The 13,247-nt window shown below is 69.2% G+C and carries 11 protein-coding genes; 3 read left to right on the top strand and 8 right to left on the bottom strand.

Features of this window, described 5'->3' with window-relative positions:
- Position 1: 1 nt before the first annotated feature.
- On the bottom strand, positions 2–1,549 hold the full coding sequence (locus MB1_RS23185; RefSeq protein WP_066913194.1) for a carboxyl transferase domain-containing protein: 1,548 nt from the start codon (positions 1,547–1,549) through the stop codon (positions 2–4).
- A gap of 50 nt (positions 1,550–1,599) precedes the next feature.
- Here MB1_RS23185 and MB1_RS23180 point away from each other — a divergent pair, with 50 nt between their 5' ends.
- Positions 1,600–2,235, top strand: coding sequence for a TetR/AcrR family transcriptional regulator (locus MB1_RS23180; RefSeq protein WP_066913192.1), 636 nt, complete (start codon positions 1,600–1,602; stop codon positions 2,233–2,235).
- Between the two features lie 34 nt (positions 2,236–2,269).
- The gene (locus MB1_RS23175) at positions 2,270–3,262 is read left to right on the top strand and encodes an endonuclease/exonuclease/phosphatase family protein (RefSeq protein ID WP_066913190.1); all 993 of its coding nucleotides are present in this window, start codon (positions 2,270–2,272) and stop codon (positions 3,260–3,262) included.
- A 159-nt stretch (positions 3,263–3,421) separates the two neighbouring features.
- Here MB1_RS23175 and MB1_RS23170 read toward each other — a convergent pair whose 3' ends face one another.
- Entirely contained in the window at positions 3,422–4,387 is a 966-nt protein-coding gene (locus tag MB1_RS23170; protein ID WP_066913189.1) for a helix-turn-helix transcriptional regulator, read from the bottom strand.
- A gap of 61 nt (positions 4,388–4,448) precedes the next feature.
- On the opposite strand from MB1_RS23170, the gene MB1_RS23165 reads away from it, so the two are divergent.
- A complete protein-coding gene (locus MB1_RS23165; protein WP_218000306.1) occupies positions 4,449–4,799 on the top strand; it encodes a YybH family protein in 351 nt (116 codons plus the stop codon).
- Positions 4,800–4,864: 65 nt separating this feature from the next.
- Here MB1_RS23165 and MB1_RS23160 read toward each other — a convergent pair whose 3' ends face one another.
- The 6 genes from MB1_RS23160 to MB1_RS23135 all read right to left on the bottom strand — a co-directional run.
- The gene (locus MB1_RS23160) at positions 4,865–6,850 is read right to left on the bottom strand and encodes a solute carrier family 23 protein (protein ID WP_066913187.1); all 1,986 of its coding nucleotides are present in this window, start codon (positions 6,848–6,850) and stop codon (positions 4,865–4,867) included.
- A gap of 231 nt (positions 6,851–7,081) precedes the next feature.
- Positions 7,082–7,729 carry an excalibur calcium-binding domain-containing protein gene (locus tag MB1_RS26370; protein WP_066913186.1) on the bottom strand — a complete coding sequence of 216 codons (648 nt, stop codon included), beginning with the start codon at positions 7,727–7,729 and terminating at the stop codon, positions 7,082–7,084.
- A gap of 311 nt (positions 7,730–8,040) precedes the next feature.
- Complete coding sequence (locus MB1_RS27060; protein WP_066913184.1) at positions 8,041–8,754, bottom strand: excalibur calcium-binding domain-containing protein; 714 nt, start codon at positions 8,752–8,754, stop codon at positions 8,041–8,043.
- A 258-nt stretch (positions 8,755–9,012) separates the two neighbouring features.
- Complete coding sequence (locus MB1_RS23145; RefSeq protein ID WP_218000305.1) at positions 9,013–9,762, bottom strand: GNAT family N-acetyltransferase; 750 nt, start codon at positions 9,760–9,762, stop codon at positions 9,013–9,015.
- 67 nt (positions 9,763–9,829) lie between these two features.
- Positions 9,830–11,902 (bottom strand): NADH:flavin oxidoreductase, encoded by a 2,073-nt coding sequence (locus MB1_RS23140; protein WP_066913181.1) that lies wholly within the window; start codon positions 11,900–11,902, stop codon positions 9,830–9,832.
- A 363-nt stretch (positions 11,903–12,265) separates the two neighbouring features.
- Positions 12,266–13,247, bottom strand: a 982-nt coding sequence (locus MB1_RS23135; RefSeq protein ID WP_157084312.1) for a GntR family transcriptional regulator, incomplete at its 5' end; no start/stop codon positions are given.

Raw genomic sequence — 13,247 nt, 5'->3', positions numbered from 1 at the left:
GTCACATCCTGAAGACGCCGTAGGAAACCGGCTCGAGCGGTGCCTGCGAGCAGGCCTCCAGAGCCATGCCGACCACCCGGCGGGTGTCGGCCGGATCGATCACGCCGTCGTCCCACAGGCGCGCCGACGAGTAGTAGGCGCTGCCCTGGTGGTCGAACTGTTGGCGGATCGGTTCCTTGAACGCCTCCTCCTCGGCCGGCGACCACTCGCCGGCGCGGGCGTTGACGGTGGCGAGCACCGAAGCCGCCTGCTCGCCGCCCATGACGGAGATCTTCGCGTTCGGCCACATCCACAGGAAGCGCGGCGAATACGCACGACCACACATCGAGTAGTTGCCCGCGCCGTGCGAGCCGCCGATCACCACCGTCAGCTTCGGCACCCGGGCGCAGGCGACGGCGGTGACCATCTTGGCGCCGTGCTTGGCGATGCCGCCGGACTCGTACTCGCGGCCGACCATGAAGCCGGTGATGTTCTGCAGGAACAGCAGCGGGATCTTCCGCTTGTCACACAGTTCGATGAAATGTGCTCCCTTGACCGCGGATTCACCGAAGAGCACGCCGTTGTTGGCGATGATGCCCACCGGGTGGCCGTGGATATGCGCAAACGCGGTGACCAGCGTGGTGCCGTAGTTGGCCTTGAACTCGTGGTACTTCCCACCGTCGACGAGGTAGTCGAGGATGTCGTGCACGTCGTACGGCACCTTGGCGTCGACCGGGACGACGTCGTAGATGCCGTCGACCGGGCGCGGGGTGTCGACCGCCGGGATGATCTCCCACGGTGAGCGTTCCGGCGGTGGGAAGGTCGCGACGATATCGCGCACGATCCGCAGCGCGTCGACGTCGTCCTCGGCGAGATGGTCGACCACGCCGGACTTGCGGGCGTGCACGTCACCGCCGCCGAGGTCCTCGGCGCTGACGACCTCACCGGTGGCCGCCTTCACCAGCGGCGGACCACCGAGGAAGATCGTGCCCTGGTTGCGCACGATCACCGTCTCGTCGCTCATCGCCGGGACGTAGGCGCCGCCCGCGGTACAGGAGCCGAGCACCGCGGCGATCTGCGGAATCCCGCGGGCGCTGAGCTGCGCCTGGTTGTAGAAGATGCGGCCGAAGTGATCGCGGTCGGGAAAGACGTTGTCCTGCTCCGGAAGAAAGGCGCCGCCGGAGTCGACAAGATAGAGGCAGGGCAGCCGGTTCTCCAGCGCGATCTCCTGGGCCCGCAGATGCTTCTTGACCGTCATCGGGTAGTAGGTGCCGCCCTTGACCGTCGCATCGTTGGCGACGATCACGCACAGCCGTCCGGAGACCCGGCCGATACCGGCGATCATGCCGGCGCCGGGGCTGGCGTCGTCGTACATGTCGCCGGCCGCCAGGGCCGAGAATTCGAGGAAGGGGGAACCGGGGTCAAGCAACCGGTCGACCCGGTCGCGAGGGAGCAATTTGCCCCGGTCGATATGACGTTGCCGGGCTCGCTCGCCGCCGCCGAGCGCGACCGCGTCGAGCTTGTCCCGCAACTCCGCAACGAGCTTGGTATGCCGCCCGCGGTTATCCATCAGGCCTCCGATTTCAGTTAACCGCCACTAACTGAATACACTATCGGTCGATGACCGAAAACACCAGAGCCGATTCCGGCCCCGATCGCAGCAGCCGCAGCGGACGCAAGGCCGCCCGCCGCGCCGAGCTGTTGCGGGCGGCGGCCGTGATCATGGCGCGCGACGGCTATACCGGCATGCGGCTCGACGATCTCGGCGCGGCCGCGGGAATCAGCGGTCCGGCGGTCTACCGCTACTTCCCCAACAAGGAGGGCGTGCTGGTCGAGCTGTTGGTCGGCATCAGCGACCAGCTCCTCGCCCGCGGCCAGGAGGTGATCGACGCCGATCTGCCGCGCGACCGCACCCTCGCCGAACTGATCGACCGCCACCTCGACTTCTCGATGGGCGAACCGGAACTGATCCGCATCCAGGACCGGGATATGGCCCACCTGCCGGATCAGGATCGCGCCCGGGTGGCCCGCACCCAGCTCGAGTACATCGACCTGTGGGCCGACCGGATCGGCGGCTCGGACCCCCACACCCGCGCGCACGCGGTCTTCGGTCTGCTCAACTCGACCCCGCACAGCAACCGTCGGGGGGCGACGAGCACCCGGCAGACCCTGCGCGCGATGGCGCTCGCCGCGCTGGGTGTCACCGACGTCGGCGCCCTGCCGGGGCCCGGGAACGACTCGGCTGCGCAACGGTAGGTTCGAGGCGCGTCCATCATCCGAACGGGGGCCCATGACGCCGAACCGTACCGGGCATATCGGTCGACTTCTGCGGAATGGCGCAACAGCGCTCGCCGTTCTCGGGCTGGTGGCGGCCGCATGCGGGCTGGTGGCGATCCACAGCCGGTTCGACCACGACGTCGTCGTGATCGCGGCGGCCGCGGCGCCGTTCCTGCTCGCCGCCGGCGCGGTGGCCGCGGCGCTGGCCCTCCTGACCCGTCGACGGGTGCTCGCGTTGCTGTGCGTGCTGGTCGTCGCGGCCGGGACGTGGACCTACCTTCCGCTCTTCCGCGCGAGTCCCCTGCCCGCCGATCGGGCCGATGCCCCGACCATCCGGCTGCTGCAGACGAACATCACGGTCGGCGGCGCCGATCCGGTGGCCCTGACCGCGCTGGCCCGCGACCGGAATATCGACATCGCCACCGTGCAGGAGTTGACCGACGACGCGGTGATCGCGTTGCGGGAGGCCGGGTTCGAGGAACAATTCGAGCATCGACTGCTCGACCCGTACCCCACCGGCGGTGGCGGCTCCGGCATCTACAGTCGGCTCCCGTTGACCTCGGGCGGCCCGATCGAAGGGATGACCCTGTCGAACCTGCGCGCCGATGTCGACACCGGAACCGGGACACCGTTGACGCTCTACGCGGTGCATCCGCTGCCCGGATTCCTTGCCCCGGCGCGGTTGTGGGCCGCGGACCTGGTCACCCTGCGCCGCGTCCTCGAGTCCCCGGAGAACTCCGGCGCCGTCGTGGTGTCCGGAGACTTCAACGCCACGCGATCACACCGACGTTTCCGCGACCTGCTCGACGCCGGGTACGCCGAGGCCGCCGACTCGACCGGGGCCGGACTGGTGCCGACTTATCCCACCGACAAGCGAATCCCCGCACTGATCGGCATCGACCACATCCTGACGCGGGGAGCGACGGCCACCTCGCTCGAGCGGGTGACGATTCCGAACGCCGACCACCACGGCCTGATCGCCGACATCGCGCTCATCGGATCCTGATCGGCGGAAATCCCACGCCCCGCCCGCCCGGCGCAACCGCCCGCCCGAAGCAGCCGCCCGCCCGAAGCAGCCGCCGAAGTGACGGTTTCTACGGTTCTGCCGTAGAAACCGTCACTCTCGCGGCGGATTGGCGGGGTTGGGGGTGGGGGTGGGAGGGGGTTAGTCGTAGATGCGCGTGATGGCGGCGGCTCGGTCGCGCAGGGCGGTCCGCAACCCCTGCGGCTCGAGGGTTTCCACGCGAGCGCCCAACTGCCAGAGCGCCCATTCGGCGTGCCTCGCGTCCTGGAAGGCCACCTCCATGCGCAGCCGACCATCCGGCGTCGGCTTCTCGGAGGCCACCACCAGCACCGTGCTCAGCAGCTCGTCCCGACCGGCGGGATCGAGCAGAAGCAGGACCGTCACGCCGTCGCCGCCCGCGCGGAATCGGGTGCTGCGCTCCTGCCAGAGCCGTGGCAGGTCGACGTCGCTCGGCCGCTCCGCAGGCTCCCAGAGGACCTCGGCACCCCGGATGCGCGACAGCCGGTAGGTGCGATCCGAACCCTCGCGGGTGGCGAGCAGATAGCCCTGCGCGCCGGCGGTGACCAGGCCGATCGGGTCGATCGTGCGCCATGCGGCGGGCCCGTCCGCGGCGGCGTAGTCGATGCGCAGCCTGCGCCCGTCGAGGACCGCGCGCCGCACCGCGGCGCAGACGGCGTCGGGCACCTCCTCGACCTCCGGACGCCGCGCCAACAGGTCGATCTCAGGGTCGATCAACAGTCGCCCGATCGCGTCGTTCGCGGTGTCGCGAGGGCCGTCGGGCAGCGCGTCGACGACCTTGAGCATCGCGGATGCCAGCGCCGAACCCAGGCCGAATGCCTGTGCACCACGACGTGATCCGGCGACCAGTAGGGCGAGGGCCTCGTCGTGCCCCAGTCCGGTGAGCTCGGTGCGGAAGCCGGGCAGCAGGGCGAAACCACCGTGTCGACCACGTTCGGCGTAGACCGGAACCCCGGCGGCCGAGAGTGCGTCGATATCGCGCAGCACCGTGCGGGTGGAGACCTCGAGCTCACGAGCGAGCGTCGCAGCGGACAGCTTCCCGCGCCGGCGCAACAGCAGCACCAGCGCCACGAGCCGGTCCGCACGCACGAAAAAACCCTAGCGGAATACACGACAGGAGATGTCGTGATACTTCGCGAACCTTGTCCCCGTGACCATCACAGCGGCGATCGAGCCGAACGACCTGGCCATCCACTTCATCGAGCACGCCAACGCGGGCGACGTCGACGCCCTGGTGGCGTTGTACGAACCGGACGCGGTCCTGGCGTTCCCACCGGGCGCGGCGTCGACGGGACACGCACAGATCCGCGCCGTCTACGAGCAGTTCGTGTCCTTCGCCCCACCGCTGACGCGCGGCACCCTGCATCCGCCGCTGATCTGCGGCGACCTCGCGCTCACCGTCGCCACCCAGACCAACGGTGACCTCACGGTCGGGATCGCGCGCCGCCGAGCCGACGGAACCTGGCGATGGGTGGTCGACCAGCCGGCACTGGTGGCCTAACCGACGAGGCGGTGGGTGCGCAATGCCCGCACCCACCGCCCCGATTGGATCGTTACCTACGTGCCCTAGGCGCCCAGGTCGGCGAACCGCCCGAAGCGTGCGCTCGAGATCGGGTTCGCGTCGGCCACCAACTCCTCGAACCGGGTGTTGACGATCTTGGAGACCTCGATCAGCGCGGCGGCCCGCTCGGTGCGCGCCGAGTTGTCCATCCGGGTCCACCCGTGGTGGAGCAACTGGTCGTAGCGCTCGTAATCACGGGCACAGACGATCAGCGGGAAGCCGAACTTGCTGTGGTAATCGGTGGCCAGCTCGACGATGTTGTTGTGCTCGTCCTCGCCGAGGTTGCCCAGCGCGCTGAGCGCATGGTCGACGGCCAGAGCGTTGCCCGCGGTGTCCTCCGAACCGAGGTCGGGGAACGAGGCGAGCAGTTCGTCCTGCTGCGGCCGAGTCGCGGTCAGCAGCGCATCCTGGAAGGCCTCCCCGAGCGCGGAGGCGGAGTCGAACGGCCGCAGCGCGTACGTCGCCTCGAGGGCCCAATCGTTGCCCTGCACCACATGCGAGAACGTCGCGGCGAAGTCCTCGTAGCTCATCTTGTTGATCTCGTCGAGGCCGATCAGATGCCCCTTGCTGTCGGTGGTGACCGCCAGCCCGCGCGGGTTGATGTGGAAGAACACGATGTTGAGCAGCAGCGCGGTGAAGGCGCCGGCGGAGATGCCGCCGGAGAAGTACCACTCCAACCAGTTCGGCGCCGCTTCCTTGACCGCCGGGAAGGCCATCACGTACAGGCCGATCGCCAGCGAGGTTCCGGCGACCGCCAGGTTGCGGTGATCGTTGAAGTCGACCGTCGAGAGGGTCTGGATACCGACGACCGCCACCGCCGCGAACAGCAGCATCGCCACACCGCCGAGGACCGGGTGCGGGATGAGGCCGACCACCGCGGCCGCCTTCGGGAACAGGCCCAGGATAATCATGAAGACACCGGCCATCGCGACGATCCAGCGGCTCTTGACGCCGGTGACGCGGACGAGGCCGATGTTCTCGGCGAAGCAGGTGTACGGGAACGAGCCCATCGAACCGCCGAGCACCGTCGAGACGCCGTCGGCGCGCAGGGCGGAGCTGATGTCGGTCTTCTTGATGCGCTTGCCGACGATCTCACCGGTCGCGTAGAGGCTGCCGACGGTCTCGACCGCGGTGATCATCATGACCAGCAGGATCGTGATGATCGGCATGATCGCGAACTGCGGGGCGCCGAAGTGGAACGGGGTGGCGAACCAGAACCAGGACGCGTCGCTGACCGAGGAGAAATCGGTGGGGAAGGCGATGAACCAGACGATCGAGCCGCCGATCAGGCCCAACAGCACCGCGATCGTTGACATGAAGCCACGGAAGAAACGCTGCAGCAGCAGCACGAAGATGATGGTGCCCATCGCGAATCCGAAGTTGACCGCGCTGGTCGGCTCACCCTCGCCACCGGGCGATGCGCCGGCGACCGAGTAGGACCAGTCGAAGCCGGGGAGGCCGAGCTGGCCGCCGATCGCATCCGCGGCGGCAACCGGTAGCAGGGTGACACCGATGATCGTCAGCACCGAGCCGGTGACCACCGGTGGGAAGAAGCGGACCGCTTTGGCGATCAGCGGGGCGATGAAGAAGAAGATCAGGCCACCGACGATCACGGTGCCGAAGATCAGGGGTAGCGCTTCGACACCCCCACCGACCCCCATGCCGATCGCGATGATCGGGGCGACGCCCGCGAACGCGACACCCTGCAGCAGCGGTAGTCGCACACCGATCTGCAGGGGTCCGATGCGGAATCCCACCGCCTGGATGATCGAGGCGATACCGCAGGTCAGCAGGTCCGCCTGGATCAGTTTGATCATGTCCTCGGTGCCCAGCCCGAGCGCTCCGCCGATGATCAGCGGGACGATCACCGCGCCGGCGTAGAACGCGGCGACGTGCTGGAAGCCGTAGGTCAACATCTTCGGTACCGGGGGCACCTGGTCGACCGGATGGACTTTGGGGCTCACGACGCGCACGGTTTCGCTGTCGGCCATCGGATTACCACTCTTTCCACAGTGCCCGGGGTCACGATGACCCGGCGATCCGATCCCTGCCCGTCGACCCTGACGGCGACGCCGGGCAATCCGACCCGGCGCCGATATGGCGGGACATGTCGATCATGTGGGATGACGTGCGCCACCGCAGTCCGGAAGCGAGGGGTTTACGAGCGTTAATCCACGGTTAACAGCAGGCGTCCCGGGGCCCTCGGGCGGACGCGCCGGCGATCAGTTCTCGCAGCCGACACCGTCGTTGTTGGCGTCGAGGTGCGGACCGTAGCCGGGCTCGCCGATCCGCACCGGAGCGGCTCCGGCCGCGGTGGCCGCCGCGCAGTCCTCGTAGTAGACCGGATCGCCGGGCGGCGGGGTCGGCTCCGGAGCCGGAACGTACGACGGCCCGGTTGGCGTCGCCGACGGCGGCGTCGTCTCGATCGACACCGGCGGCGGCGTGAAGGCGGGGGTGTACACCGTCGTCGATGCGACGGTGGTCGCCGGGATGACCACTCGGGTGGTCGACACCGTCGGGATCGGGTCGGCGGTCTGCATCACCACGGGCGCGATCGTCGTCGGGGTCGTCGTGAGCATCGAGGTGGTCGTCGAGGTCGCGGCAGGCGTGGTGGTCGTCGTTGTTGTTGCGGTCGTCGTAGCGAGCGATGTGGTGACGACGGATGTGGTGGTCGACGCCGCGGCGGCTTCGGCGGTCTCCTCGACCGGCGACTGCGGTGCGGTGACGCCGGACAGCGCGAGCAGGACCAGCGCCGCGGGGGTGACCGTTCGCCACGAACCTATCCGCCACACCAGCAGCAGTCCGATCGCGATGCACGCCACCCCCAGGAGGGTGGCGCTGAGCCACCCGGTCCGGAAGAGTCCGGTCACCAATACGAGGCACCCGAAGACGAGGGCTGCCCAGCCCGCGACAGTGCGTGCCCGGTTCGGCGATCGCTCGGGGGTCGGCGGTCGATGCACGTGGCTACCTCTCGGCATGGCGCTCCGCCGCCTGTCGCCGGCTCGGCTGGTGTCGAACGTGCATGTGCCCCGACGTGCATGTCGTTCATGAGATTCGGGTGGATTCCGCCGATCGAAACGACGGCTTCCGCCCTTGCAGCCGTTGTACCAGCCCGTCGCGAAACCGACCACCGCCGCCGTATCCCGGTCCAGGTCGAGGCGGTCGGCGCGGGTCGCGCGGATCACCGCTCGCAGCCGATCCCGTCTCCGTCCCGGTCGAGGTGGGTTCCGTAGCCGGGTTCGCCGACGTGGACCGGTGCCGCGCCGGCGGCACGGGCGGCTGCACAGTTCTTGTAGTACGCCGCCGCCGCGGGGGCGGACTCGGCGGGCGGGGCCGCCAATTGGGCGGGCGGCAGGTACTGCGGAGTCTGGGTCGGGACCGGCTCCGGCACGTACACCGTGCTGTAAATGACCTCGGTTTCAATCACCGGCTCCGCAGCGACAACAACCGTCTCGGTGACGGCGGGCACCGTGGTGACGACGGCAGACTCGGAGCTGATCACCGGCGGAGTTGTCGTCGATGACGCCGCAGTCGTCGTCGATGCCGGGGTCGTGGTCGCGGTGGCCGAGGAGGTCGCGACCGCTTCCGCAACCACTGCGGTCTCGGCGGTATCGACGGGTTGATCAGGGGTGGTGATGCCGCCGAGGACGAAGAGGCCGAGGGCAATGGGCGTCATCGATTTCCAGCTGCCGATTCGCCAGATCAGCGCCGTGCCGATGGCCAGAAATGCCGCCGCGATCAGAACACCGCCGAGTCCGCTGGGCCCGAAGAGGGCGGTCAGCAGGCCGAGACCACCGAAGATGAAGACCGCCCAGCCGGCGACGGTGCGGATCTTCCCGAGGAGGCGTCCGGGTACGGGCGGAGACGGATTCGGGGGTGTGGGTGCGTCGTGCACGACGGCGTGTCCTCTCGGCTGGTGCGGTCCACCGAAAGGGATCCCGGCGGCCTCCGACCGCACGCCCGGACCCCCGATGTCCCTGGCGCCGATCGGACGCACGGACGCATCACGATTCGCAGCGACCATGCAATGGCGCTGTCCCGCAAGAACCTCCGTGCAGCAGGTGTATCCGCGAGTCGCACCGTAGCGTTACGCACCCCGTATTCGGCTCCACTTTGCCGCCGGCACCGATCATGCGGTCCGCACCGTCGACGGTCAGGCCCCGAAGGAGTCCGGGACTCGGGCGCTGCGGAACCAGAAGTGGCGGCGCAGCCGGAAGCCGAGGTGCTCGTAGAGGCCGATCGCGTTGGCGTTGGCCGCCGCGGAGTGCAGGAAGGGACCGTCGCCGCGCTCCCGGATCTGCTGCGCCACCTGCAGGACGAGCATCGCGGCCAGCCCTCGCCCGCGGTAGGCGGGGTCGGTGCATACCGCGCTGATCTCGGTCCACCCCGGCGGCCGCAGCCGCTCCCCTGCCATCGCGACCAGCTTCCCCTCGTCGCGCACGCCCAGATAGAACCCCATGTCGATGGTGCGCGATTCGAACGGCCCGGGCTGGGTGCGCGCGACGAGGTCGAGCATGTCGGGCACATCGTCGTGACCGAGGCGGACGACCTCGGCGGCAGGGTGATCCTCGGCGAAGCGAGCGGCGGCGGGCGGGACGACGGTGGTCGACGCGGCGTCGTCGAGCACCATCTGCACGCCCGCGCCCTCGAAGACCGGTGTCCAGTCGGACGGCATATCCGATTCCGCGGTCCGGCCGATCATCGTGACCGCGCGGCCCCGGATCGCCGACGCCAACTCCGGATCGCGCCAATCCGGAATCGGGTAGGGCACCCCGAAGAAGGGACAGACCTCGGCGGGATAGCGCAGTACGCCGGCTCCGATCGCCTCCGCGAACCGCCGATGCGGTCCGGTCAGGGCGGCGTACGCCGGGTTGTCCAACGGGTCGGTGTCACGAGCAACCACCGGAGCAGTCAACCACTGGTCCCCGACACCCGACTCCGGGGTGCCCGGGCCGGATCGTCGAACCGTCTCAGAGCGCGGAGCAGAGCCGGAAGGCGTCCAGGATCGCGGCGTGGATATTCCTGCTGCTCATCGCGTCACCGATTCGGAAGAGCCGGTAGCGGCCGTCGGGGTTATGGACTGCGGTCTGCGGGCGCAGGGCCAGCAGATCGCGCAGGTCGACCTCGCCGTGGTTGATCGATCCGGCCACCAGGTCGTCGTAGAGGTCGGTCACCGCGACGGTGCCGTGCTCGATCACCACGGTGTTGACGGTGCGACTGACCGTCGTGCGGGCGCAGTCGACCCGCAGGGTGACCTCGAGCCGGCCGTTCACCCGGTCGATGCGTTCGAGCCGATGAGCGGCGGTCGTGGTGACCCCGTTCTCGGACATCGTCTGCAGGTAACCCGCCACCGCGAGCGCGCCGACGTCCGGGGACAGCGTCCGCTCGGGGGTGACCAGCTCGATCGACGTCGCGGTCGGAATGACCGCCTCGACCGCGTCGAGCGCCTGGTGGCCGCCGTGGTCGTCGTAGACCAGGACCGCTCCGCGCGGGGTGACCGCGCCGGAGATGATGTCCCAGGTGTCGACGGCCGCGGCGGCGCCGGGGACGATATCGCTGTCCGGCATACCGCCGGTGGCGACGACGATCGTGTCGAATCCGGCGGCAACGAGCTCGTCCGCCTCGACGTAGTGGTTCAACTCCAGGTCGACGCCGAGGCGCTTGCACTCCTCGACCCGCCAATCGATGATGCCGATCAGATCGCGGCGCCGGGGGCTGCGAGCCGCGAGAGCGACCTGCCCACCGAGCGACGGACTCGCCTCGAAGAGCACGACGGAGTGGCCGCGTTCGGCCAGCGTCCGGGCCGCCTCGAGGCCCGCGGGGCCGCCACCGATCACCGCGGCGCGCTGGGCCGTCGGCGCGGGCGAGACCTGGTGCGGCAGTGTCAGTTCGCGACCGGTCGACGCGTTGTGTACGCAGATCGAACTACCGGAGGCGTAGATGCCGTCGATACACATACCGGCGCCGACGCAAGGGCGGATCCGATCGGCCCGACCCGAAGCCACCTTGTTGGCCAGGTGCGGATCGGCGATCTGCGCCCGAGTCATGCCGACCAGGTCGAGCAGACCCTCGGAGATCGCGTGCCGGGCGGTCGCGACGTCGGCGATCTTCCCGGCGTGCATCACCGGCACGTCGACGTTCTGCTTGACCCAGCCGGCCATCTCGAGATGCGGCGCCGACGGGGTACCCATCGGCGGGATCTGCCGGGCCAGTTCGGCGTCGGTATCCATATAGCCCTTGATGACACAGATGACATCGACTCCGGCGGCGGTGACCGCACGAGCGATGCGCACCGCCTCCTCGGGGGTCAGCCCGTCGGGGCGCTGCTCGTCGAAGGTCATCCGGATACCGAGGATGAAGTCGTCGCCCACCTTCTCGCGGATCGCGCGAATCACCCGCAGCGGGAAGCGCATCCGATTCTCGAAGGACCCGTTGTAGTCGTCCTCCCGACGATTGCGGGTCGGGGTCCAGAACGCGTCGAGCAGATGCCCGTAGGCCATGAGTTCGACGCCGTCGAGGCCTCCTTCCTTGCAGCGCTCGGCGGTGTCGGCGTAATCGCGCACGATGCGGTCGATGTCGTGCCGTTCCGCCGCGCGGGTGAAGGCGCGGTGGGCGGACTCGCGGACGGCGCTGACCGACAGCGCCGGCACCCAATCGTGGGTGTAGTTGCTGGTCCGGTGACCGAGATGGGTGATCTGCGACATGACCGCGGCGCCGTGTTCGTGCACCTCGTCGGACAGTCGCCGCAGCAACGGGACCGCCTCGTCCTTCCACAGCTGGAGGTTGCCGAAGGCGGGCGTGCTGTCGGGACTGACCAGGGCGCTGCCGCCGATCATCGTCAAACCGACTCCGCCCTTGGCCTTTTCGACGTGATACTCGCGGTATCGATCGCCGGGCAGACCGTTCTCGCCGTAGGCGGGCTCGTGGGAGGTGCTGACGATGCGGTTGCGCAACGTCACCCCTTTGAGGGTGAACGGGCTCATCAGCGGGTCGGTGCGCCCGGAATCGTGGTGGGTACCGGCATGCGCGGCGTCGGTGGACATCCTGTTTCCCTTCGCGACAGCGACCTGCGATCGGTGTCGGCGGGTGAACGGGCCGTGTTCACCGCCGAGGGCTGCGACCGCACGTCGGTCAGTGACGTCCCGCCCAGTGTGCGACCGGCGCCGGAGGGTCGACAATGCTTATCGGGTTTTGCCGCCTCGAACCCACTGTCGAGTGGAAAGAACCTGCAAAGCACTCCTCGTCGATGCGTCGACGACCGGCGCGATCCGACCCGATTACACGATCGCCACGTACACGATTGAGTCTCAGTGGCATCCTTCCCCGCTCGGCACGGTCACAGGGACGAACGAGGAAGCATCACGTATTTATGACTCGACGCAGGATTGGCTACGACTGCCTTAACCTCACGAGGCGGGTGCTGCACCGGGGCCGTCGCCACCCAGCTGGGAGGACATATAGCGCACCGCGGCCTCGATCTTGCGGCGCCAGAGCTCGGTGACCAGATCGGCGTCACGCGCGTCGAGCGCCCGCAGGATCGCCTCGTTGTCGGTGACGATGTCGTCCACCGAGTAGCCGTAGTCGAGGCCCATGATCGAGATGAACATGCGCAGCTGCAACGACAGTCGGGTGAACATCTTCTCGACCCGGGGCATCCCGGCCGCCCGCGCCATGGTGTCCTGCCAACGGATATCGGCCTCCGATGTGCGGCCGACGTCGCCGGCCGCGGCCAGGTGCAGCACGATCGCATGCCCCGCGCGGACCTCGGTCAGATCCCGATCGCGCCGGGCGGCCAGTCGGCGCAGCAGCAGCGCGCCGAGCGGGCCGCGCCCGGAGTACGTATCGAAGACGTCGCGGCGCGTCGGGATCGGGACGCAGGCACCGCGGTGGGGACGCAATTCGATCAGTCCGTCCTCCGCCAGGACGTGCAGGGCGTCGCGGATCGGGCCGCGCGAGACACCGAGCCGGGCGGCAAGCGGTGCTTCGGGGATCCGTTCCCCGGCGTGGAAGGTGCCGTTGGCCAACGACTCCCGCAGCGCATCCGCGACGGCGGCGGCGAGGTTCGGGCGGACGACGTCGGGCCGGTTCGGCGCGGAGGTGGCACCGGGCGAGGAACCCGCCGCGGGCATCTCGGTGCCGGTCCGATCCCCGAGGGCGTCCCCGGTCGGGAACCGCGGGGAGCGGGTCGCCGGGACCTCGTCGTGGGCCGGGTTCCGGTCGCGGGCAGGGGTCCGGTCGCGGGCAGGGTCATCGTCGGCAGCGTCCCGCGTGGCGTCGTCGCGAGCAGGCTCGTCGCCGCGGGCGAGGTCGTGGGCGAGGTCGTCGCGGGCGGGGTCGGTGCGGGCGGGGTCGGTGCGGGCGAGCACGTCGCTTGCGGGGGCGTCACCG

This window comes from Millisia brevis NBRC 105863 (assembly GCF_001552615.1).
Classification (GTDB): Bacteria; Actinomycetota; Actinomycetes; order Mycobacteriales; family Mycobacteriaceae; genus Millisia; species Millisia brevis.
Note: the sequence above shows the minus strand (reverse complement) of the source record. Positions and strands in the feature narration are given on the sequence as shown.